The 23,018-nt window shown below is 60.5% G+C and carries 23 protein-coding genes; 7 read left to right on the forward strand and 16 right to left on the reverse strand.

The window, feature by feature from the left end; all coding sequences use genetic code 11:
* Positions 1-2: 2 nt before the first annotated feature.
* Positions 3-767 carry a DNA repair protein RecO gene (gene recO / locus FY152_03460; GenBank protein ID UXS31194.1) on the forward strand — a complete coding sequence of 255 codons (765 nt, stop codon included), beginning with the start codon at positions 3-5 and terminating at the stop codon, positions 765-767.
* 2 nt (positions 768-769) lie between these two features.
* Here recO and FY152_03465 read toward each other — a convergent pair whose 3' ends face one another.
* The gene (locus FY152_03465; protein ID UXS31195.1) at positions 770-1,984 is read right to left on the reverse strand and encodes an MFS transporter; all 1,215 of its coding nucleotides are present in this window, start codon (positions 1,982-1,984) and stop codon (positions 770-772) included.
* Between the two features lie 180 nt (positions 1,985-2,164).
* Here FY152_03465 and FY152_03470 point away from each other — a divergent pair, with 180 nt between their 5' ends.
* Positions 2,165-2,899 carry a class I SAM-dependent methyltransferase gene (locus tag FY152_03470; GenBank protein UXS31196.1) on the forward strand — a complete coding sequence of 245 codons (735 nt, stop codon included), beginning with the start codon at positions 2,165-2,167 and terminating at the stop codon, positions 2,897-2,899.
* Positions 2,900-3,146: 247 nt separating this feature from the next.
* Here FY152_03470 and FY152_03475 read toward each other — a convergent pair whose 3' ends face one another.
* The 4 genes from FY152_03475 to FY152_03490 all read right to left on the reverse strand — a co-directional run bounded on the left by FY152_03475 (position 3,147) and on the right by FY152_03490 (position 9,225).
* On the reverse strand, positions 3,147-3,989 hold the full coding sequence (locus FY152_03475) for an MOSC domain-containing protein (GenBank protein UXS31197.1): 843 nt from the start codon (positions 3,987-3,989) through the stop codon (positions 3,147-3,149).
* Positions 3,990-4,000: 11 nt separating this feature from the next.
* On the reverse strand, positions 4,001-4,645 hold the full coding sequence (locus FY152_03480; protein UXS31198.1) for an HD domain-containing protein: 645 nt from the start codon (positions 4,643-4,645) through the stop codon (positions 4,001-4,003).
* Positions 4,642-7,416, reverse strand: a complete 2,775-nt coding sequence (locus FY152_03485) for a DUF2339 domain-containing protein (protein ID UXS31199.1) — start codon at positions 7,414-7,416, stop codon at positions 4,642-4,644. The genes FY152_03480 and FY152_03485 overlap by 4 nt, the downstream gene beginning before the upstream one ends.
* A gap of 249 nt (positions 7,417-7,665) precedes the next feature.
* Positions 7,666-9,225, reverse strand: coding sequence for a ring-cleaving dioxygenase (locus tag FY152_03490; protein ID UXS31200.1), 1,560 nt, complete (start codon positions 9,223-9,225; stop codon positions 7,666-7,668).
* A gap of 290 nt (positions 9,226-9,515) precedes the next feature.
* On the opposite strand from FY152_03490, the gene FY152_03495 reads away from it, so the two are divergent.
* The 3 genes from FY152_03495 (at position 9,516) to FY152_03505 (ending at position 12,423) form a co-directional block, all read left to right on the forward strand.
* Entirely contained in the window at positions 9,516-10,559 is a 1,044-nt protein-coding gene (locus FY152_03495) for an ABC transporter substrate-binding protein (protein UXS31201.1), read from the forward strand.
* A gap of 260 nt (positions 10,560-10,819) precedes the next feature.
* Complete coding sequence (locus FY152_03500) at positions 10,820-11,608, forward strand: ABC transporter ATP-binding protein (protein ID UXS31202.1); 789 nt, start codon at positions 10,820-10,822, stop codon at positions 11,606-11,608.
* On the forward strand, positions 11,605-12,423 hold the full coding sequence (locus tag FY152_03505) for an ABC transporter permease (GenBank protein UXS31203.1): 819 nt from the start codon (positions 11,605-11,607) through the stop codon (positions 12,421-12,423). Before FY152_03500 ends, FY152_03505 begins: the two co-directional genes overlap by 4 nt.
* A 187-nt stretch (positions 12,424-12,610) precedes the next feature.
* Here the strand turns inward: FY152_03505 and FY152_03510 are convergent, their stop codons facing one another.
* From FY152_03510 to FY152_03550, 9 genes are all read right to left on the reverse strand, one after another.
* On the reverse strand, positions 12,611-13,288 hold the full coding sequence (locus FY152_03510; protein UXS31204.1) for a metal-binding protein ZinT: 678 nt from the start codon (positions 13,286-13,288) through the stop codon (positions 12,611-12,613).
* Between the two features lie 195 nt (positions 13,289-13,483).
* Positions 13,484-14,305 carry a mechanosensitive ion channel family protein gene (locus FY152_03515; GenBank protein ID UXS31205.1) on the reverse strand — a complete coding sequence of 274 codons (822 nt, stop codon included), beginning with the start codon at positions 14,303-14,305 and terminating at the stop codon, positions 13,484-13,486.
* A 79-nt stretch (positions 14,306-14,384) separates the two neighbouring features.
* Positions 14,385-14,903 (reverse strand): protein tyrosine phosphatase, encoded by a 519-nt coding sequence (locus tag FY152_03520; protein ID UXS31206.1) that lies wholly within the window; start codon positions 14,901-14,903, stop codon positions 14,385-14,387.
* Positions 14,900-15,523 carry an HD family hydrolase gene (locus FY152_03525; protein ID UXS31207.1) on the reverse strand — a complete coding sequence of 208 codons (624 nt, stop codon included), beginning with the start codon at positions 15,521-15,523 and terminating at the stop codon, positions 14,900-14,902. Before FY152_03525 ends, FY152_03520 begins: the two co-directional genes overlap by 4 nt.
* 2 nt (positions 15,524-15,525) lie before the next feature.
* The gene (locus FY152_03530; protein UXS31208.1) at positions 15,526-16,374 is read right to left on the reverse strand and encodes a folate-binding protein YgfZ; all 849 of its coding nucleotides are present in this window, start codon (positions 16,372-16,374) and stop codon (positions 15,526-15,528) included.
* 188 nt (positions 16,375-16,562) lie between these two features.
* Complete coding sequence (locus FY152_03535) at positions 16,563-17,330, reverse strand: hypothetical protein (GenBank protein UXS31209.1); 768 nt, start codon at positions 17,328-17,330, stop codon at positions 16,563-16,565.
* A gap of 14 nt (positions 17,331-17,344) precedes the next feature.
* Positions 17,345-17,602 (reverse strand): hypothetical protein, encoded by a 258-nt coding sequence (locus FY152_03540; protein ID UXS31210.1) that lies wholly within the window; start codon positions 17,600-17,602, stop codon positions 17,345-17,347.
* A gap of 105 nt (positions 17,603-17,707) precedes the next feature.
* Positions 17,708-18,148, reverse strand: a complete 441-nt coding sequence (locus FY152_03545; protein UXS31211.1) for a TIGR02301 family protein — start codon at positions 18,146-18,148, stop codon at positions 17,708-17,710.
* A gap of 98 nt (positions 18,149-18,246) precedes the next feature.
* Positions 18,247-18,663, reverse strand: coding sequence for an NUDIX hydrolase (locus FY152_03550; protein UXS31212.1), 417 nt, complete (start codon positions 18,661-18,663; stop codon positions 18,247-18,249).
* Between the two features lie 152 nt (positions 18,664-18,815).
* Between FY152_03550 and FY152_03555 the strand changes: the two genes are divergently transcribed.
* Both FY152_03555 and FY152_03560 read left to right on the forward strand, forming a co-directional pair.
* Positions 18,816-19,139 (forward strand): YnfA family protein, encoded by a 324-nt coding sequence (locus tag FY152_03555; GenBank protein UXS31213.1) that lies wholly within the window; start codon positions 18,816-18,818, stop codon positions 19,137-19,139.
* A 10-nt stretch (positions 19,140-19,149) separates the two neighbouring features.
* Entirely contained in the window at positions 19,150-19,911 is a 762-nt protein-coding gene (locus FY152_03560; GenBank protein UXS31214.1) for an SOS response-associated peptidase, read from the forward strand.
* 226 nt (positions 19,912-20,137) lie between these two features.
* On the opposite strand, the gene FY152_03565 is transcribed toward FY152_03560, so the two are convergent.
* Positions 20,138-21,430: a PleD family two-component system response regulator gene (locus tag FY152_03565; protein ID UXS31215.1), complete on the reverse strand. Its 1,293-nt coding sequence runs from the start codon at positions 21,428-21,430 to the stop codon at positions 20,138-20,140.
* Positions 21,431-22,137: 707 nt separating this feature from the next.
* Entirely contained in the window at positions 22,138-23,007 is an 870-nt protein-coding gene (gene pssA, locus FY152_03570) for a CDP-diacylglycerol--serine O-phosphatidyltransferase (protein ID UXS31216.1), read from the reverse strand.
* Positions 23,008-23,018: the final 11 nt, after the last annotated feature.

Here is a 23,018-nt window from a genome sequence, read left to right on the forward strand (position 1 = left end):
TCATGCAGTGGCAGGACGAGGCGATCATTCTTGGTGTCAAGCGTCACGGTGAGACAAGCGTCATCGCCGAGGTGATGACCCGTTCGCGCGGCCGTCATCTGGGGCTGGTGCGCTCCGGGCGCTCGCGCAGCATGCAGCCGGTGCTGCAGGCGGGAAACCGGGTGGATGTCATCTGGCGCGCGCGGCTTGATGATCATCTCGGCGAATACCGCATCGAGCCGCTGCAATTGCGGGCGGCACAGCTGATGGAAACGGCAACCGCCGTTTATGGCGTGCAGGCCATGGGCGCCTTGCTGCGCCTCTTGCCGGAGCGTGACCCGCATCCGCATCTTTTTCAGGCGCTCGACGTCATTCTAGACAATCTCCATGATCCGGCTGATGCGGGCGAATTGTTCGTGCGCTTCGAACTGGCGGTGTTGAACGATCTTGGTTTCGGACTTGATCTCAGCGAATGTGCGGCGACGGGGCTGCGTACCGATCTCATCTATGTATCGCCAAAAACGGGCAGGGCGGTCTGCCGCACCGCGGGCGCGCCCTATGCGGAGCGGATGCTGTCGCTACCGGCTTTCCTAAGCGAGGGCCAGTCGAAGGCGGCAGATCGCGACAGCCTTGCAGCTGCCTTTCGCCTCACCGCCCATTTCCTCAACCGGCATGTCTATGATCCGCGTGGCCTCCATGAAAACGCCGCCCGCGACGGTTTTGTGCAGGCGGCGCTGAAGGCGCTGGATCGCAAGACGGTACAGCCCACGCTTGATAAGGCTGTATAGTTTCAGGCTATCGCAGGCCGCGGTGCCGGCCGCTCCTGAATGGGCCAATGCACGATGGCCGCGAAAATCCCCATGCCGACGCCGAGCCACCAGACGAGATCATAAGAGCCGAGCCGATCATAAAGAAAGCCGCCCAGCCAGACGCCGAGGAACGAGCCGATCTGGTGCGACAGGAATACGACGCCGCCCAGCATGCCGAGATGGCGGGTGCCGAACATGATCGCCACCAGCGCATTTGTCGGCGGCACGGTCGAAAGCCAGAGAATGCCCATCACGGCCGCAAAGATGATGACCGAAAGCGGCGACTGCGGCAAAAGCAGGAAGGCGGTGACGGCGATAGAGCGGGCAATATAAATATAGGCCAGCATATAGGGCTTCGAATAACGCTGGGCGATGACGCCTGCCGCCAGCGAGCCGATGATGTTGAAGAAGCCGATCAGCGCCATGGCGATCACCGCATAGCGCGGCTCGATGCCGATATCGCCGAGATAGGCCGGGAAATGCGCGGTGATGAAGGCCACCTGGAAACCGCAGACAAAGAAGCCGGTGGTCAAAAGCAGATAGCTTTTATGGCTGAGCGCTTCCCTCAACGCCTCTCCTGCCGTCTGCTGGAACTGCGCCTGCGACTGGCTGCCGGAAGAGGAATTGCCGCGCATCGGATAGGCCAGCAGCGGCACCAGCATCATCATCACGGCAAGCCAGACGAGACTGTCCGACCAGCCATAGGTCGAAATCAGGCCCTGGCTGATCGGCGCGAACAGGAACATGCCGGCCGAGCCCGCCGCCGTGCCGATGCCGAAGGCCAGCGAGCGCTGCTGCGGCGTGACGTGGCGTGCGAAAGCGGACAGGATGACGCTGAAGGAGCCGGCGGCGATGCCAAGCCCGACGAGAACGCCGCCGCCGAAATGCAGCCAGAAGGGCGAGGTGCCGAAGGACATGCAGATGAGGCCGGCCGCATAAAGAAAGCCGGAAAGCACGAGCACACGGCCCGTGCCGAACTTGTCGGCGATGGCGCCGAAGAAGGGCTGGCCGAGACCCCAGAAGAGGTTCTGCAACGCCATTGCCAGGCCGAAGGTGGAGCGGTCCCAGCCAGTATCGGCAAGCATTGGCAACTGAAAAAAGCCCATGGCCGACCGTGGCCCGAAGGTCATGACCGCAATCAGCGACCCGGCGACGATAATCAGCCAGGGCATCGACTGGCGTGTAGCTTGCGACATGAAAACTCTCCCGCTGCAGCGCCTTGTGGCTTGGCGCAAGGCTTGCTGCAGATTCCGCTTTGATGAGAGGAATATTATCTTTTGTCAGCTCGCCCCACTAGCGACTTTTCTTGACGGCACTATTCGTGCGATTGATGGAACGCCCGAAGGTTAAATGCCATCGGGTAAGGTGAGAAAGCAATGAAGCAGAATATTTACGACGACCCGCAGTTTTTCGAGCGTTACAGCGCCATGCCGCGCTCCCTGGAAGGGCTGAGGCAGGCGGGCGAATGGCATGAGCTGCGCGCCATGCTGCCCGCGCTGAAGGACAGGACCGTTCTCGATCTCGGTTGCGGTTTCGGCTGGCATTGCCGTTATGCGGCGGAAGAGGGCGCGGCGCATGTCGTCGGTGTCGATCTTTCGGAGAATATGCTGCGCCGTGCCGCCGAGATAAACGGCGGCCCCGGTATCGAATATCGCCGCGCCGCGATCGAGGATATCGACTTTGCGCCTGATAGTTTCGATCTGGTGCTGAGTTCGCTCGCTTTGCATTACGTTCGCGATCTCGATGTGGCCTTCGCGAAGGTTTTCACCGTCCTGAAATCCGGCGGCGACTTCGTCTTTTCCATCGAGCATCCCGTGTTCACGGCGCTGGACAAGCAGGACTGGTTCTATGGCGAGGAAGGCGAAATCCTGCACTGGCCGCTCGATAACTATCAGCATGAAGGGGTGCGCCATTCCAACTGGATGGCCGATGATGTCGTCAAATATCACCGCACGGTGTCAGGCATTCTGAACGCCCTGCTGGCCGCCGGTTTTGCGATCACGCGAATGGCGGAACCGAGGCCAGATCCAGCCTTGCTGGCGGAGCGGCCGGAACTGAAACACGAAGACCGCCGCCCGATTTTCCTGATTGTTGGGGCGCGTAAAGCGTGACAAGAGGTCGATGGGGCAGGCTCTAATCTTGCTGTCGCGTCCCTCGTACTCCGCACTCTCCTCATCTCTGTGCTTGTCACAGAGATCCAGCCAGCCCAAGTCCTTGGGCTGAAAAGACTCTTTTCCCCGCGCAGACGCACGTCGGCTGGCTTCGTGTGACAAGCACAGGAATGAGGGGAGCGAGGGTTTGACGGCAGGTTAAAAACGCTGCCTGATGCACAGAGGGGGCCGTTTGAACCGGACCGACTTACCGCCGCTTGATCGCCCAGCCGTCTGGTCGTTCCTCGACCACCCTTGCCACATCGCCGACAGACAGCCTGCCTTCGCCGCGCGGTGTGACATTCCAGCCGAAAAGCGGGCCGGGCACGCGCCGGTCGCCGGACATGCGGATACGGCCCATGGCCTTCATGGGGGAGGGCACATCGCGGGAGCCGGTTATCTGGTCCTGCGTGGTCATGATGCAGCGAGCGCAGGGCTTGACGAGGTCGAAACGGATGCCGCCGATCTTGATGGCCGCCCAGCGGTCCTCGGCCCACGGTTCGTCCGTTTCGAGCACGATATTGGGCCGGAACCGCTCCATGCCGACGGCATCCTCGCCATTGTCGCGCATATTGTCGTTAAGGGCTGCAAGCGAGGCGGTGGTGGTGACGAGGATCTGATAACCGTCGGCGAAAGTGACGGGCGTTTCGTTACCGGTCCATTCGAGGCTTGCAACGCGTCTGGAGGCGTCGTCGAAGAACACCAGCTTCACCTCGCGCCCCAGCCATGCCGAAAGCGTGTCGTTTGTTTCGTCATCGGCAATATTGGCGCTGACGATCGATTTCCACACGGCCACATCCATGCGCTCTCCGGAAGGCTGCGCGAAAATCTCCCTGCCCGCTTCTCTCGAAAGCGCCATGCCGCCATTCTCATGGCGCGCCAGAATAGTGGCGATATCAGGCAATTCGCGCTGCGTGATGAAATGGCCGGAAGGATCGGTCAGCATGGCGCGGCGGTCGCCGGGCAGGCCTTCCGCCGAGACATCGCTTTGCGAGAGGACGATGCCGCGCCCGCTCTTCAGCGGGTAGATGTTGAGTTCGGTCACACGCATGTCGTGTCTCCTCAGATTTCGTCGAGAAACAGGTCCAGCACCTGTTGCAGGCGTTCATGGCGGGCCTTCGCCAATTCTCGTCCGGTTGCCGTGCGGAAACCATCTGCAAGCTTGAACAGCTTCGTTTCGAAATGGTCGATGGCAAAGGCGCGGTCGTCCAGCGGCCGGTCTTTGGCCAGTGGATCGGCCGGATCATAAAGCGCCGAACCCATGCGCCCGGCAATATAAAAGCACCGGGCTGCCCCCACCATGCCAATGGCGTCCAGCCGGTCGGCATCCTGCAGGATTTTTGCTTCCAGCGTCTGCGGTTCGATATTGGCGGAAAAACTATGGGTGGTAATGGCATGCGCGGCGGCGTCGATATCGCTGCGTCGCCAGCCAAGGGCTTCAAGAATGCCCGAGGCTTTTTCCGCCGCGAGCCGCGATGCCTGCGCGCGGAGCGGTGAGTTCTTCTCCACCGCCACGCAATCATGCAAAAGCACGCTGGCCGCCAGCACCGTGCCATCGCCACCTTCGCCCGCATGGATGCGCATGGCGTTGCGGAAGACGCGGTGAATATGGGCAAGATCATGCGAGCCGTCGCCCGCATCGGCGGCGTGCGGTATCAACTCCTGCGCAAGCGCCTCAAAAGGCGCGAAAGCCCCGGCCGCGATCATGCCTGCGGCTTCCGGGTGAGGATTTTCTGGTAGAACAGGCCGATGCCGATCAGCACCGCGCCAAGCCCGATGAAGGACAGCGCCCGCAGCACGCCTTCAAGATTGCTCATATCGATCAGGAAGGCCTTGGCGACGGAGATCAGCACGAAGGCGGCGGATGCCAGACGCAGGCTGCGGGCATTGAAGCGCGAGCCGAGCACGAGCAGCAGCACGCCGATCAGCAGCCAGACCACCGAATAGCTGTAGGTTTCACCCTGCAGGAAGCCCTTCCAGTCGGCAATGTTTTCGCCCTGCCAGAAGCGCCGGACCGAAAGTGTGGCCCAGGCAAAACCGAGTGCCGCACCCGCCACCGCCAGCAGGCTGACATAGGGCGGGGGACGTTTGCCGCGCGCATACCAGGCAAGACCGCCATAGGCGAACGCCGGCAGCAGATAACCGATCAGCAGCAGATTGAGGAACGGGATGCGGCCGGTATTTTCGCCGGTGAAATAGGGGTTGAGCGTGAAGAAATGCATTGTCAGAACGTTGATGACGGCGATCACGCCGGCAATCATCGAGCCGTAACGGAAGACGGGGCTGGGGCTCTTGAGATCCAGCGTCATCAGCACGCCTGAGAAACCGATGGTCAGCAGCGTATAGATCGACTGTTCGCCGAGCGTCGGCACGCTGTCATTGAGAGTGCCGCCATTCATCGCATGGCGGATGAGGATGGCGACCGCCAGCAGACCCATGACGCTGGCGATGGCCTGCAAAAAGTTCTTTGCCCGGAAGTTCGGCCAGTCGCGCAGCATCCAGGCCGAGACGATGGCGAGCAGGGCCGGAATGCCATAGCCCGGCAGCAGCGCGTTGAAGACCGGCGTGAGCCCAAGATTTTGCGGCCCGACGATGGTGGGTTCCCAGGCGATGCGGCCAAGAACGGCAACACTTGCCACCGCCATCACCCAGGGCAGAATATCCCAGTTGCGATGGCGGGTCGCCAGCACATAACCGAAGCCGATGACGGAGAGCAGCACGGTTGTGGCGAGCCCCTCCGTCAGCGTGTGCAGGCAAAGTGCGAAGGCGGCAAACGAGCCGAGCACGAGGATGTTGAGCGGTTTGCGATAGGCCTCATTGTTCTGCCGATGCAGCCATTCCGCGCCGGCGATCAGCACAAGGCCGAGGCCAAGACCATAGGCCGCATGCAGCCAGTCACGGCCGAGATTGCCATATTCGACGAAGCTTGCCGTGCCGAGCCAGACCGGGAAAAGCGCTGCAATCCCCGCCCAGAGCTGGGAGAAATCCCGATCATCCGCGCCCTTGCGTTTCAGGAAAGAGAAACCGCAGAGGAGAAGGATGACGCCGAGGCCGAGCGCCATGGCGATGGCTGCGGTGTAGCCCGTTCCGACGGGAGGAAGCGTGACGGCGGTATCATTTATCAGGCCGATGAAATCGATCCCCTGCCGCGACATCAGGGAGACCGCAGCCTGCGCGCCGAGTGCGGCGATAATGGCCGGCCACACCGCATTGTGTCGCGCAGCGCCAAGGGCGGCAAGCGTTGCGATGAGTGCGGAAACGACGAGGGCCGGATGGGTGTCGATGCTGCCGTCGGTGAAGAGGAAGCCGATTGCCGGCAGGATCACGGCCATCGAGACAGTGAGGCTGATGGCAAGCGACGGGCGCAACAAAAGCCGCATGGCGCGAATGGCGCGCCGCTCAGGCGTGGTGCTCGCTACGCTTTCCTCGGCGGGCGGTGTGTCAAAGTGCCTGCCGGGCCAGAGGAAGAGGGTGCCGGCCAGCATGACAAGCAGTGAAAGCGTCGGCGGTTCGGCGCTGATCGTCTCGGAAAAAGCGATATAGCCGAGCACCCAGAGGCCGAGACCCGCATTGGCAAGCGAGGGAACCACGGTCCAGCCCTGCCTGCGTGCAGCCGCCGCGGTTGCGAGCCACGAGATCGTCAGGAAAACAAACAGCGCCCATATATTCGGTGTTTCGCTGGAAATCAGCGCCGGCGTCAGCATCGACCCCAACAGGCCGAGACCCGCAAGCGCCTGTCCGTGCAGAAGCGACAGGCCGATGGTGGCGAAGGCCACGAGCCCAAGCAGAATGAAGGCGGTGCCGGAGCCGATATAGTCATAAATGCCATAGGCCGCGTAAACCACGCCGAACAACGTCAAGGCACTGGCGGCCGTCAGCACACCCGGTATCATGGCGTTGGCGTAAGTGGTGGCGATGCCCGGCACAGCCTTGCGGCGGATCGCCTCGCCGGCAAGGCCGAGAACGAGACCAAAAATGGCGGCGAGCGAAAGCCGAACGGCCGGGCTCAGGAGCCCCGCTTCGATGGAATATTTGACAAGGAAAATGCCGCCAAGCGCCAGCGCCAGGCCGCCAGCCCAGACGGCCCAGCGCGCGCCGAGCAGGCTTTCGAAGCTTTCCTTGGTTGCCGCTGTGGATGCAGCCTCACGCGCAAGCACGCGCTCCTCTTCCTTGCTGGCAAGGTCTTCCGCTTCCGCCATGGCGGCGGCCACTTCTGCTTCGGACGGGTGTTCGGCCTGGAAGGCTGCATCTTCCTCAGAGGCCACGCTTTCCTCTTCCGTCCCGAAATCCGCTCTCTCCGCCGAATCGGCCGTCTCCGCCTGCGCTGCCACAGGGGAAGCCACCCCGGCCGCCATCAGCCGCTTGAGGCTGACAACCTCGCGCTCGAGAGACTTGATTCGGCTTGAATTGCGGATGCTTGCGACCAGCGTGTAGATGAAGGCCGCGATGACGGCGAGTATAAGCAGCGGGATTTCCAAACAGAACTCTCCAATTACGAAGCTGTTTTTAAAGCCCTTTTGGCGAATTTATGCAAGGCCCGGTTGATGAAGGGCTGGGCCGCCTGTTTCTTCTCCCCGCCGGGGAGAAGGTGGCCCGAAGGGCCGGATGAGGGGGCAAGCTCTCGGTTTATCGCTGACGTTGCCCCCTCATCCCGCTGCCGCGGACTTCTCCCCGGCGGGGAGAAGAAACACGCGGTGCCCGCTCGATCCAGCTATCGCCACTTCGGATCAGGAAGCCTCCGCAAGCCAGCGCCGCGCCGCCTCGATATCTGCAAGCCCAAGCTCGTGTCCGTCATCCACCACTTCCACCCCGGCCTGCGCGCCGCTGGCCGAAATCCTGTCTCGCAACTCCGTCGCCTTGTCGCGGTATTTATCGCGTTCGCCGGCCACAAGCAGGAAGTTCCGCCCGGAAAGATCGGTTTCCGGCCAGGTTTCGAGAACCGGCATCGGCCGATAGAGCAGCGCGTCTCCGGCAAGCTCCGGATAAAGCGCTGCAAAGGCCGTATAGAAATTCGCGCCATTGGAATGGCCGACAAAACGAAGCCTCGAAGGATCAAGGCCATAGGACCGGATCGCGCTATCGACAAAGGCGGCAAAGGCTTCCGCCTCGGAGGCGATATCCTTCTGGTCGAAGCTGAAATCGGGATAACGGCGGAACCAGCGGGCGATGTCCTCTTCCGTGCTGCGGCCGCGAACGCCGAGAAGCGTGGCGCCCGGTGCCGCCCGGTGGGCCAGCGGCATCAGGCTCGTTTCGCTGCCGCCGGAACCGTGCAGCAGGATGAGGGTGCTACCGTCAGGTTTTTCGGGCGTGTAGAAGCGGTGCACGAAGGGCAGGTCGCGATAGACGATACGCTCTTCGCCGGGCATCGAAAATTGCGGCAGCGCGACGCGCACATCCGCCTCATCCTTCATGAAAAGCGGCGGAATGAACAGCTTTTCGCCAAGCGCTTCCAGGGGTTCGTCAACGGTCATGCCGGGCGCGTCGGTCGCCATTTCGATCAGCACTCCACCCGGTTCGCGGACATAGAGCGAATGGAAATATTTCCGGTCATGGGCATTGGTGGTGCTGGAATTCAGCGATTTCAGTTCAACCAGCACCGCGTTCAGCTCGTCCAGATCCTGCGCGCGGAAAGCGATATGATCGACGGTGCCGGTGCCCGGCGCGCTGGACCAGAAGCCGGTGGCGTCACGCACGTCGATAATGTCATCGCTTTTCGAAACGAGCCGGCGGATAGCGCCCGTCTGGCTTTCCTGCTGGTAACCGAAATATTTTGTGAGGAAAGCCACCGTTTCTTCCGGCACCTCGCTCAGCACGGTTGCACCATAGATGCGGCGAATGGCGTCTTCTGCCGGAATGTCGTTGGTCACATGTGGCGTGGCATCGGGGAAGGCGTGGATGCCGACCAGCTTGACGATGAGGCCATCAGGGTCTTTCAGCCGGATGACCGGGGCGCCGAATTCGTCGGATGGTCCCTCGGCGCGGATGCCGAATTTCAGCGCCCGCGTCAGCCAGAAACCGATGCTGGCGGGATCGATCGCCAGCGACACTTCCAGCGTCTGGCCATAACCCACACGGCCCTGGCCGCCATCTTCCCAGACCAGAAAGGTCAGAAGCGAGCCTGGCGAGGCGATATCGTCGCCATAGAGCAGATGAAGCTGCATGGCGTCTTCGAAGCCGGCCGTGCGCTTGGCCAGCCTTAAACCCAGGAAGCCGGCGTAAAAATCGACATTCGCCTGCACCTTCCGGGTGATCATGGTGATGTGGTGTATGCCCAGTGCAGAATTCATCGTGCCGTCCCGTCGTTTTGCCTGCCATTCGTGGCTCTATTTGTCTTACCCTGCACCTGATCCGCAATCCCGGCAAATGAGAACGCTGTGTTCTCTGCATGAACGGAATTACCCTGGCTTCGTTGCATGCGAGATGGGCAGAGATAGGGCTTTTTGCCTCCATATCAATCAACGATGCATATAAAATAAGCATACAAAATAACGGCTATTTTGTATGCAATTTTATCTTGCCTTGAGGGCTGGAATTGGGTCTTATGCAACCAATCCAACAAAACCATCAGGGGGAATAGATGATGTTAACGCGCAGGTTGTTGTCCAGGGCTCTGGCCATTGCCGCTGTCGGCGCCGCTGCCGGATTTACGCTGCCCGTAACGGGCGCTCATGCCGAAACGCCGGTGAAATTCACGCTCGACTGGAAGTTCGAAGGTCCCGCCGCCGGCTTCCTGCTGGCGCTCGACAAGGGATACTTCAAGGCCGAAGGCCTCGACGTGACGATCGACAGCGGCAACGGCTCGGTGGAGGCCATTCCGCGCGTCGCGACCGGCGCCTACCAGATGGGTTTCGGCGACATCAATTCGGTGATGAAGTTCCTCGATGAGGATCCGAGCCAGAAGATCAAGGCTGTCTACATGGTCTATGAACGCCCGACATTTGCCGTTGTCGGCCGCAAGTCGCTCGGCGTCACCGGCGATCCGAAGTCGCTGGAAGGCAAGAAGCTCGGCGCACCGCCGCCGGATGGCGCCTTTGCGCAATGGCCTGCCTTCAAACAGGTCGCCGGTCTTGATGACAGCAAGATCAAGATCGAATCGATCGGGTTTCCCGTGCGTGAGCCGATGCTGGCCAAGGGCGATGTCGATGCCGTTTTCGGTTTCGCCTTTTCGGTGATCCTCAACTTGAAGAAGCAGGGCATTGCCGATGACGATATCTCGACCATTCTGATGGCCGAGCACGGTTTGAATCTTTATGGCAATGCGGTGCTGGTAAACACTGATTTCGCTGAGAAAAACCCTGATGCCGTCAAGGGTTTCCTGAAGGCGCTGGCAAAGGGCTTCGCCGATTCCGTCAAGACCCCGGAAGAGGGCGTGGCGGCCGTGCTCAAGCGCAATGAAACGCTCGACAGCGCCATCGAGCTCGAACGCCTCAACATGGCCAACAGCATGAACATCAAGACGCCCTATGTGGTGGAAAACGGCATGGGCGGCGTCGATCCGGCGAGGCTCGCCGCTTCGGTCGAGACGCTGAAAGTCTCGCTTGGGCTCAAGGGTAACGTCAAGGCGGATCAGGTCTTTGACGCGACCTACCTCCCGGCCAAACAAGAGCGCATGCTTCCCTGAGGGGGGAGCTGTTGCGGGTAGAACGAGTGGGTGCCGCGAATTTCTTCTCCCCGCCGGGGAGAAGGTCGCGGCAGCGGGATGAGGGGGAAACGTCCACCGTATTCGGAGAGCCTGCCCCCTCATCCGACCCTTCGGGCCACCTTCTCCCCAGCGGGGAGAAGAAATATGCGGCGACGCCGGGCATAATCGGCGGCTTTGGAAGTGAGGCGGGGCAACGAAGGCTGTAGACGCCCGTACCGGCCGAAAAAATGGGGACTGCGATGTCACATCTCGTGGAAATAGACAATGTCGACATGCGCTACGGCGGGTCGGCCGGCACGCTGGCTGTATCCGGCCTTAATCTGACGGTCGACAAGGGTGAGTTCGCGGCCGTCGTCGGCCCCTCGGGCTGTGGCAAGTCGACGCTCATGAAGCTGGTGACGGGGCTGCATATTCCGCAGAAGGGCAATGTCATCGTTGCCGGGCGGCAGGTCACGGAGCCGGTTTCCATCGTCGGCATGGCGTTTCAGAACCCGACGATGCTGCCCTGGCGCACCACGCTTGAAAACATCCTGCTACCGCTGGAGATCGTCGAGAAACATCGCCGGCGCCTGCGCGCCCACAAGGCTGAATATGTCGCGAAAGCCGAGCGGCTGCTGGAGATTGTCGGTCTCAAAGGCTTCGGCTCCAAATATCCCTGGCAGCTTTCCGGCGGCATGCAGCAGCGCGCCAATCTGTGCCGCGCCTTGATCCACGAGCCGGATCTCCTGATGCTGGATGAACCTTTCGGCGCACTCGACGCCTTCACCCGCGAGGAATTATGGTGCGTCATCCGCGATCTGCACGCGGCGCAACGCGTCACCATCATCCTTGTGACCCATGATCTGCGCGAAGCGACCTTTCTGGCGGACAAGATTTTCGTGATGAGCGCAAGGCCCGGCCGGGTGCTGGCCGAGCACCGCGTGCCGTTTGCCCGTCCGCGCCAGCTCGATATCATGTATGACAGGGGTTTCAACGACATGGTGCATGAACTGCATGGCGAGATCGCGCAGGCGAGGGTGGCAGCATGAGCGCGATTGTTGAAAGCACCGTGGCGGCCACGCCGCGCAAGCCCCTGATCGACCGGGTCAACTGGGTGAAAGCCGCCCCCTGGCTTTATACGCTGGCGCTGTTCCTGCTGTGGGAATTGCTGGTCTATGCGCTGAAAATGCCGCCGACCATTCTGCCGTCACCGGTCAGGGTCGGTCAGGCCATCGTGCAATATTGGTCACCGATCTGGAAGAATTCGCTGCAGACTCTTTATACAACGACGCTGGGCTTTGCCATTGCGGTGGCCGCCGGTCTTGCCATCGGCCTTTTTATCGGCTGGTCGAAAACCATCTATGCCGGGCTTTATCCGCTGATGATCGGTTTTAACGCCATCCCGAAAGTGGCGCTGGTGCCGATCCTCGTCATCTGGTTTGGCATTGGCACCGTGCCCGCGGTTCTCACCGCCTTCCTGATCTCCTTCTTCCCGATTGTCGTCAACGTCGCGACTGGCCTTGCCACCATCGAGCCGGAAACGGAGGATGTGCTGCGCGCGCTTGGTGCAAAGAAGATGGATATCATGCTGAAGGTCGGCATTCCGCGCTCCATGCCTTATTTCTTCGGCTCCCTGAAAATCGCCATCACGCTCGCCTTCGTCGGCTCGGTCGTCTCTGAAACCGTCGCCTCGAATTATGGCCTTGGCAATATGATGAGTTCGGCGCAGAGCCAGTTCAATGTGCCGCTGGTCTTCGCCGGCCTGCTGATGCTCGCCGTGGAAGGCATCGTCATGTACGCGATCATGGCCTGGCTTGAAAAGCGCATGACCGGCTGGGCGCATCGTTCGACCATGGGACAGTGAGCGCTCCCCGCTTGTTTCTTCTCCCCGAGGGGGAGAAGGTGGCCCGAAGGGTCGGATGAGGGGGCAACGTCAGCGATATGCCGAGAGCTTGCCCCCTCATCCCGCTGCCGCGACCTTCTCCCCCTCGGGGAGAAGGCGAAAACCTCACGCGCTCGCTTCTGGCGGAAACGCCATGCCTGCAAAGGGCTTAGTGCGCCGCCATTTCCTTCACGATCTCGGGACCGTCCATCATGAAGGGATAATAGGTCGGCCAGTTGGTCACTTCATCGAGCAGCGCCTTGCGGTCATTGCCCCAATAGAGGTGGTAATGGCCGGCCTTTGCAGGCGCGATGGTGTGGTCGCTGAACTGCACGAATTGCGGAGCCGCGGCATCTCCAGTGGTCTTCTTGAAAATGTACCTGACACCGCGATTGCCCTTCTTGTAGGTCAGGATTTCGTAGCCGTCGGCGGCATAGGTAGCCTCAACGGGCTTGGCTCCGCGATAGAAGGAAAAGCTGTTGCCCTTGATGACGATGCGATTGACGTCCGTCTTGTAGCCAATGGCATAATAAGCGCGGTATTCTTCGGCGCTCTTGTCGCCATGCGCTGCCTTTTCCGCCATCACCGGGTCGAGGGAGCCGTTCAGCAGATAGGGGTAGACCGACTGCCAGTCGCCTTCCCAGTCGGAAAGCGTGCGCGGCTTCACCTGGGCATCCTCGAAATAACCCTTGTATATCTGCTTTTCGGCTTCGGTCTGGCCATGGCTGTGATCGTGGCTATGAGCGGAGGAAGCCTTGTCTTTGCCGGCCGCCAGTGCCGAGGCTGTCGTCAGCAGCATGGAACCGATTGCAAGCGCGCCGGTGACGCGGGTGATCGTTTTTTGCATTCTTCTGGCCCTTCGTGTCTATAAAGCGAAAATAAGTTATGTAATAACATTACGATCACGTCGTATAAACACGTCTATCTGTAGACGCAAGGTGCCTGCCATCATCTCAGCCTGAAAACGACGAAAGCCGGCTGAGCGCCGGCTATCCTGTCTGGAGAAAGCTTGAGAAAGGGATCTGGTCAGGAAACGCTGTTCTCAGGCGGGTTGCACGCTGATGTTCGCCTTACGCTCGTCGAAAGCGAGTTTCATCGCCTTCGTCACCTCACGCGTGGTCACGAAATAATTGTCGCTGCGCACCCAATAGCGCAATTTCACCGTGGCGCTGTCGGCGCTGATCGAATCGACGAAGGTAACGGGGGCGGGGTCCAGCAACACCCGGCTTTCCGAACGCACCACGCGCATCAGCATGTCCTGCGCCGCACCCATATCCTCGTCATTCTTGACCGTCAGGCTCAATTCGTGGCGGCGCGAGGGGAAGCGGCTGTAATTGGTGATCGGCACGTTCCACAGCGTGGAATTGGGCGCGAGGCGGTAAAGCCCGTCGCTGGTCTTAAGCTCGGTCGCAAACAGCCCGATTTCCATGACCGTTCCGCTGACCGAGCTGGTCTCGATATATTCGCCGACCCGGAAAGGGCGCAGTACCAGAAGCATGATGCCGGCGGCGATGTTCTGTAACGTGCCCTGCAGCGCAAGGCCGATGGCGAGACCGGCGGCGCCGAGCGCGGCGAGGATGGAGGCCGTCTGCACCCCGAACTGGCCGAGCACCATGACCAGTACCAGAATGAGCACCACGTAACGAATGGCGCCTGCGAAGAAACCGGCAAGCGTCGCATCGAAGCCGCGGATGCGCGACAGGCCCTGAAAAGCCCAGCGCTGCAGGAATGTGGCGGCCAGCCAGCCGACGATGAGCAGCAGAAGCGCGCCGACGATCGAGAAGGAATATTGCACCGCAAGCGCACTCGCCTGCCGCACCGCGGCCTGCGATGCGACGATGATATCGGTTGCCTGTTGTTCCATGAATTATCCCGTGATTTTCATTGCTGTTCAGGGTTGGTAACGACCGGGTGCCGCAGGGGTTCCGCAAAAATGGAAGCTGTCAGGCACTGAGCGGCAATATGAACGGCACGTTGCCATCCGTATCCGCGCCCCTGCCGATTGCCTTGATCGCCTTGACCAGCCTGCCGTCCCGCCCGAGCAGCCGGTCGCCAATGGCGATGATGCGGGCATTGGGCGTGGCATAGGGCGAGGCGGCGCGCAGGCTGAGAGCAAGCGCCATATCGTCCTGATCCGCATTGAGGCTGAGCGCTGCGATGACGGCAGCGGCGGGTGAGCGCGACACCCCCATCCAGCAATGGATGAGCAGCGGCGCGGACTGGTCCCATTCCCGCGCGAAATCGATCAGCTTCTGCACATGCGCGTCATCGGGTGCGATGAGATCGCCCGTGCCCTTGAAGGCGATATCGTTCATGACAAGCGTCAGATGCCGCTCGGCAGCTATCACCGCCGGGCGGTGAAAGCTTTGCTCTTTGGCGATCAGCGTCACCATTTCGCGGGCCTTGTGCTTCACGGCCATTTCCGCGATCCGCGATAGCGGCGATACGACAATGGCCGTCATGTCGCACTCCCGGTCTTGGCCGCGCGCAGCGCCTCGATTGCATCGAAACGTGCGATGAACAGCCTTTGTGCTTCGGTAGAGGGAAGCGGCGTGATGTCGAACATGTCGCGGGTAATGCCGCGGGGCAGTCCGAAGAATTTCTGTGCCTCGGCGATGGAAAAGCCGGCAAGCTCCGTTGCCTCGAAAAAGGCGGCAACCGTATCCGCCTTCTTGATGCGGTCCTTCAATTCACGCGACGCGTGCGGCGGCAGGCCGAAGCGCAGATGTACGGCCGCTTCCAGCCGTTTTTCGACGGTTTTGTAACCGCCGCCGACAACCGATTTGAACGGTGAAATCATGTCGCCGATGACATATTCAGGGGCATCATGCAGAAGCGCCATCTGCATATCGTCAGGCGTGGCGCTCGTGCACATGCGGCAGAAGATGGTTTCCACGATCAGGCAGTGCTGGGCGACGGAAAAGGCGTGATCGCCGCGCGTCTGGCCGTTCCAGCGGGCGACGCGGGCAAGACCATGGGCGATATCGGCGATTTCCACATCAAGCGGCGAAGGATCGAGCAGATCAAGCCGCCGCCCGGAAAGCATGCGCTGCCAGGCGCGCGGACTTTTCGCAGACGCCACGCTTATTCCTCCACCCGTGTTGCCGGGTCAGCCGCCGGGAAGGAGATGCCGGTCCAGGCCGGCAGGGACACGGAGACGGTGATGTTATCCGCAAGCAAAGGCGTGCCGGAGGCAAGCGCATCGGCAATGCGGTCGATCCGCACGATGGCAAGTGCCTTGCGGCCGCAAACGGTTCCAAGCGCGCCGACAGGTTTTCCGTTGGCGGTAATCTCCGTCCCGGTGGCGGGAAGATCGCCGTCCGCGGTAACGGTAACGACGCGCCGCCGTGCCGTGCCGCGATGCTTCATGCGCGAGACCACCTCCTGCCCGACAAAGCAGCCCTTTTTGAAGGAGACGCCGTCATTCACATCCATCAGCACGTCATGGGGAAAAGCGTCCTGCAGCGGATAATCCCGGCCGGATTCGGCAATGCCGTGGTCGATGCGCAGGGCGTCATAGGCGGCGGCCTCTCCGGAGGCCGATGCGCCCGCAACGCGGAACAGATCGATACCGGCCTTGGCGAAACGGCCATCCCGCACACCGGCTTCAGGCGCGGTTTCATTCCAGAACAGGCTCATGCCTTCCACGGGCTCGAGTTTGAGGTCGACGGGTGCGCGCAGCTTGTACATGGTAAGGCGGCGCAGCAGCGCATCCTGTTCGTCAGCACCCGTTTCGATCAGATAATCCGGCCCATCGCGCGTTATCAGGAAATCGAACAGGATCTTGCCCTGCGGCGTCAGAAGTGCCGAGGCGCGGGCCTCTCCCTGCGGCAGATTTTCAACATCAGCCGTAATCAGATTGTTCAGAAACTCCCCGGCGCCTGTGCCGGAAACTCTGATCAGGCGGCGGTCGGCAAGAAAGGCGGAAGGCATGGCGTCACCGTTCGGTTCATCGAGTGCATGCCCGGCCAGGGTTGCTCCAGGCAGCCCAGGGCGATTGCGGATATGCTCTCTTTTGTTCTCGCGCAATTCCCGGCGCAAATCAGCAATGCGCTTTGGCCGGGCAGCTCATTTCGAACAGTTAGGATTTTTGCAAAAGAACGGCAAGCACCGCGATGCGATCAATCGCCGGCGGTGAAGAACTTCCACTTGCCATCAGGCGAGATGCCGATGCGGTAAAAGCTGTAATTGCCGTATTCCTGCATATCCGCCAGATCGCCCGCCGTAATGATGCGCAGAAGCTCCACCTTTTCCGGTGCGGTCAGCGTATTGAGCGGCTTGCCGGCGAAATAGGGGAAAACATAGGCCTCATCGGGCGTACCGGCGTCGACATGGGCATAACCGGTCGACAGCAGGTCGATGATGATCGCCATCACCTCAAGGCCGTCGGGATCGCCCGAATAGCTTTTCAGCGCCGCGATCGGGTCTTCGCCGTCATTGCCGTCTATGCGGAATTCCTTCTGGCCGGCCGCGATGAAGGGCCGCAATTTTTCAATATCGCCCGATGCGGCCGCGTCCATGATCTCCTGACGCAGTTTGCGCACGGCTTCCGGTGCCTTGGAGATGTCATGCTCGATCACGACGGACATTTCAGGGGCATTGTCCGGAGTAGCAGGCTTCTGGTTTGCCTGACCGGCGGAACGGTCGACCAGCGGATCGGGCAGGGGAATACCTTCCGAATCGCCTTCGATCTCATCCGGCTCCGGCGGCTGGGGCTGCTGCGGCTCTCCGCCGTTTTGGGCCTGCGGCTCGCTTTCGGTATTTTGCGCCGGTTTCAGCTCGGAAAGGGCAAGGGCACGGCTTGGCAAGCCAATGGACCCCGCGGTCAGGGCAAGCAGGATGGACAGCATGGCGGAAGAGCGCAAAAGCCCCTTGCTCAGGCAAGACATGATAGACCCCTGCTTTACTGTATCACCCGCTGCGGAGAAAATTCGCCTTCAAGCATGCGCTGGCGCAGCGATTCCAGCATTGCTTCAGCGCCGGCCTCGCCATGCATGCGAATGGTTTCGCGCATGGCCAGAGCGATTGCGGCATCGGCGATGATCTCCGGCTCGATGCCGTCGGCCATGCCGTCAGCCCATGCCTCGTTCTGGTGTTCCAGAGCGACCTGCATCTTTTCATGCACGATCATATCGTCGATTTCGTTACGGCTCGTCTGCATTTTTCATCCTCGACAGGGCGGGCAAGTCCTTACCACCCTGTTAACAACACTATCAGTCTTTTATCAAAACGGCACGGCCTGCGGCGAAAAGAGGTTAATAAACCGCTAATTTCCGAACCTGGACGCGATTTCCTGAGCAAGTGTTGCCCCTTCGTTACGGTAGCTCTCTTCTGCCATGACAGCGGCGCGTGTGCAACTGGTGTGGATGGCCGCAAAGGAGCGGTATCCACGGTTGAATGCAGCCGTCATGCGCTGACGCCGCTCGGGCTCGTTGGCTGTGTCCGCAGCCAGAAGATCGCTCATGGATCTGCGCCAGTCCTCTGGACCGGAGGAGGGGCACAGGGTTCTCAAATATTGCACCGCTCCCAATATTTCCGAAAGCCGGGCCAGCCTGTCGTCATAGGGGGCGGGTTTGGCTGGCTGCGCCTCCGGGGGGCGTGCCTCCTTGGAAATGGCATTGGAAGGCTGCGCATAAACGACGCCCACTTGCCCGGCCATGGTCAACATGGTCAGCAAAAGAGACAGGAAAATGGTTGGTCGCATCAAAATTATAGTCTGCCCCACACATACTCGTGAACTGTTGGCTCGTGAACATCCGGCGGGCGGATGGGTCCTAGATAATCGCGATTCTGGCTGGCTGGCAATCATGCAAGCAGACGCTCGGCACATTCCACCACACTTTCAGGAGCCGGCAGCCGGCGTATTTCCGCCAATGTGTACCAGCCCGCATCCGCAGCATCATCCGCCGCTGTCACCGCCGGGTTCGCATCCGTTTCCACGGTGAAGACGGAAAGGAAATAGTGGCTCGTCAGCGTGCCCTGCGCATCGTGCGACGGCAGATCATAGGTCGCGAATAATTGCGGTTTGCGCGCGACGATACCGGTTTCCTCGTGAAGTTCGCGAAGTGCCGTCTCTGCCGGTGTTTCCCCCTCTTCGCCGCGCCCGCCCGGAAAGGCGAACATGTCCTTGGAAGGCGGATTGATGCGGCGAACGAGCAGCAGCCGGTCTCCATTTCTGACGATCGCGGATGAGGCGGGGCGGGGCTTGATACGAAGGGTCATGAATGCTTTCGTCTGTCTCAGCCATTTGTGGCCTGTCTATCGGGTGCATGGACCCGGTGAACCGAATATGCGCCGCGCAAAAATCGATTCCGGTTTCTGCAGCGATGTTATAGTCGGGAATCGGTTGGATTGTGCACGCAGAAGACGGTGGAATGAAGGTCTATCTTGTTTATGTTCTGGCGGCCCTTGCCGAAATTGCCGGCTGTTTTTCCTTCTGGGCCTGGCTGAAACTCGGCAAGACGGGATGGATATTGCTGCCGGGCATGCTGGCGCTCGCCGCTTTTGCCTGGCTTTTGACATTGGTGCCGACAGAGGCGGCGGGCAGGGCCTATGCCGCCTATGGCGGGATTTATATTGCCGCATCGCTCTTCTGGCTCTGGGGCGTTGAAGGGCATGTGCCGGATAAATGGGATGTCGCCGGCGGGGCCGTCTGCCTTGCAGGCACCGCCCTTATTCTATTCGGCCCGCGCAGCTGAGGAGACGAGAATGTGCGGACGTTTCGTCCTGAAAGCGACGCCGGAAGAAATCGCCGACTATCTTGATCTGATCGGCCTTGAGGATTTTCCCGCCCGCTTCAACATCGCGCCCACACAGCCGATTCTGGTGGTGCTGGAGGGTGAGCGACAGGAGCGGGGCAGCAACCTGCCCAACCGCCGGGCCGTGCTGGTGCGCTGGGGGTTCATGCCCGGCTGGGTGAAAGACCCCAAGGACTTTCCTCTGCTTATCAATGCGCGCTCGGAAACGGCCATCGGCAAGGCATCCTTCCGCGCCTCCATGCGCCATCGTCGCGTGCTTGTGCCAGCAACCGGCTTTTACGAATGGCGACGCCCTCCCAAAGAGGAGGGCGGCAAACCCCAACCCTATTTCATTCGCCCGAAAAATGGTGGCATCGTCGCTTTTGCCGGCCTTATGGAAACATGGTCTTCCGCCGACGGATCCGAGGTCGATACCGGCGCAATCCTTACCACCGCCGCCAATAGTGCAATCGGCCGCATCCACGACCGCATGCCGGTGGTGATCGCGCCCGAGGATTTCAGCCGCTGGCTGGACTGCAAGACACAGGAGCCCCGCGAGGTGGCCGATCTGATGCGGCCGGTTCAGGATGATTTTTTTGAAATGATCCCGGTATCGGACAGGGTCAACAAGGTCGCCAATGTCGGTGCCGACCTCATCGAGCCGGTGCCGGAAAGCGCACCGCTGGCAAAGATCAAGCCGCCGAAGGACGAGGGGCAGATGTCGCTGTTTTGATGTGCCGGCTGGACATTTGCGAGTAATCGTTCTGGCTCGACGTTGCCGGGTATTTCTTCTCCCCGTCCGGGGAGAAGGTGGCCCGAAGGGTCGGATGAGGGGGCAACGCCAGCGATATGCGGAGAGCTCGCCCCCTCATCCCGCTGCCGCGGACTTCTCCCCGGCGGGGAGAAGAAACAAGTGGCGCGCGCTCGGTCCCACAGAAGAATATCTTGTTCAGAAAGGCTTACCCGTTCCGCCCGATCTTCTGCAGGCCTTCCTGGATCATGATGTCGGAATAGACGCGGTTGCGGCCATTTGCCTTGGCAAGATAGAGCAGCTGGTCTGCGGCATTCAGCTGGTTGTCGAAGGGTTCGCCCTTTTCGATTTCTACGACGCCGAGGGAAATCGTCAATGCCATGCTGCTGCCGCTCAGCTGGCGGCCGTTGCTCTCGACGGCGCCGCGCAGATCCTCGCAAAATTGATAGGCTGCATGCGCATCCAGCCCGCGCAGGAAGACGGCGAATTCCTCGCCGCCAAGGCGCGCGGGAATATGGCGCTGCTCATGGCACATGTCATGCAGCAGTTCGGCAAGCTTCTTCAGCGCCCTGTCGCCGGCATCGTGTCCCAGCGTATCATTGATCTTCTTGAAGTGGTCGATGTCGAGAATGGCGACCGCGCCGTTCTCGTCATTGTCGTTGATGACCTCCATCAGCGCCCGCGTCCGCTCGAAGAAGGAGCGGCGGTTCGGCAGGCCGGTAAGGTGGTCCCGCTCCGCCAGTTCGCGCAGCCGTTTGAGCTGTTTCAGCGTTTCGATATTGTTGTCGATGCGGCACTGCAGCTCTTCCGGCACGAAGGGGCGGTAGACGAAATCCGATGCTCCGGCTTTCAGGAAGCTTGCCGAAAGCAGCCGGTCCGTGGACGACGATATGCCGATGACCCGCAAATCTTCCGAGGAACGGCTGTCGCGGATACGGCGCGTCAGCTCATAGCCGTCCATATCGGGCATATGGTAATCGGTGATGACGAGCTGGATCGACGGGTCCTGTGACAGGATTTCCAGGGCCCGCTTGCCGGAATGGGCCTCGCTGACCTTGAAATTCTGCCGCTCGAGAATTTCCACGAGGCCGGAGCGCGCCGTGCGCGCATCATCCACCACCAGCACGGAAAACAGCCTGTTTGTCAAAATCCGGTCGACCGTCTTGACGACGGCATCAACGGTGCGATGGCCATCCTTGACGATGTAGTCGATGATCTTCTTTTCGGCATAACGCTTGCGCGCCTCTTCATCCACCGTGGCGGTGAAAACGATGGCGGGCACCTTGTGGTCAGAGAGAAGCGCGAGAATTTCACCCTTCGGCGCGTCGGGCAGATTAAGACCCGTCAGCGCCAGCGTAAAATCATGGGCGCGCAGCAGGGTATCGGCCTGTGCCATGCTGTCGCAATGGACAACCTCGGCTGCGGTTTCTTCCGAAAGCCGCGACTTCAGCAGCATGGAAAGAGCAACGGAATCTTCAATCAGAAGGATTTTATCCTGCATGCCTTATGAAGCCCCCCATGGCCCGTCTTCGTGGTTTTTCCCGCAACACCCGACTTGGTCCCATACCGCGCATCAGCAGCATCGGAGATCGGCCTTATTCGCTGTAGCAGGAAGAATCGCTAAAGTAGAAAATTTTTTGATGCCCAGTAATCGATACGAGACCATCCGTACAGTCGTCCCGTGGAAGTCGAATAGTCTACTTCGTTTTCGTTGCAGCTTCGTTACGGATTGGGGAACTTTATCGAGCAAGCCGGTTTATGCGGTTTCTTACGGATGACGCATAAATGGAAACGGCGCTAATATTAGCGCCGCGCCTTTATCGGGATGTTTTTGAATTCACTGTGACCCGTCGCAAGGCCTGTAGCGGCCGAAGACGGTGAGCTTTTAAAAAAAGCGAATGTTTTCAGGCGGTTTTGGCGGCTGGCTTGCGTTTCAGCATCAGAGCTGCGGCCGCAACGGCCTTCAGTCCGAGCGGTCGGTAGTGGCTGTTGAGGTCGGGCTTCGCCTGCGGCTGCGCCTTCGTCTCGTTCGTCATTTCTCTTTCTCCACAATTCACGCCAATCGCCGTTTCGATGCGTGTGAACCACCTCTTTCGAGGGTAATCTTGACGGATTCGAGGCGAAACAAGCCGAAGCCCGCTTTTCGGGCTGCGACATTTTGCGTCACATCAAGTGCTGGTTCGTACGGGAAAAATAATACCTGCGGTTTCAAATACCGCGATCGAGGCCGTTTCCGCCATTGGCGTCATCATGCGCGTCTTCCTCGATCGTCAGCGTTCCATAGCGGCGGTGCCAGAGGCTGGCGCTGATGGGAATGAAAAAGAGATAGGCGGCAACGGTCAGAACCAGCACTTCCCAGGTAAAGCTCATCAGCATCGCCACATAAAGCACGACGACGAGGATCACCGGCAGCACCAGATCGCGGCGGATGCGGCTGGTGCCGGATTTACCCGACCAGACCGGCAGGCGGCTGATGAGAAGATAACCGATCAGTACGGTATAGGCGGCGGCGATATAAGCGAAAGGCTTGCCCGGCTCCACGCCGAGAAAACCGAGATAAACCGGCAGAAGCACCAGCATGGCGCCCATCGGGGCCGGCACGCCCACGAAAAACTCGTTCTGCCAGGGCGCTTTCACCGGCCGCTCTATCATGACGTTGAAGCGGGCCAGTCGCAGGCCGGCGGCGATGACGTAGATCAGGGCGGCGATCCATCCGATCGAGCGCGCCTGGTCGAGAAGGTAGGCATAGACCACAAGGGCAGGGGCAACACCGAAATTGACGATATCGGCCAGACTATCCATCTGTTCGCCGAATTTGGAAGTCGCCTTCATCATGCGGGCGATGCGCCCGTCAATGCCGTCGAGGAAGGCGGCGAGCAGCACCATGCCGACGGCCAGCTCGAAGCGGCCTTCGATGGCGAGGCGAACGCCGCTCAGGCCCGCACAGATGGCCAGAACGGTGATGAGGTTGGGAACCACGAGGCGAAAGGGAATTTCCCTCAGACGCGGCCCACGGCCGCTATCGTTGCGGCCCTCAGGTTTTCCGTTCTGTTGTGGCTCCGAGATCGGCGTTTCCATGCGCATGCCCT

It is taken from the genome of Agrobacterium tumefaciens (assembly GCA_025560025.1).
Lineage (GTDB): Bacteria > Pseudomonadota > Alphaproteobacteria > Rhizobiales > Rhizobiaceae > Agrobacterium.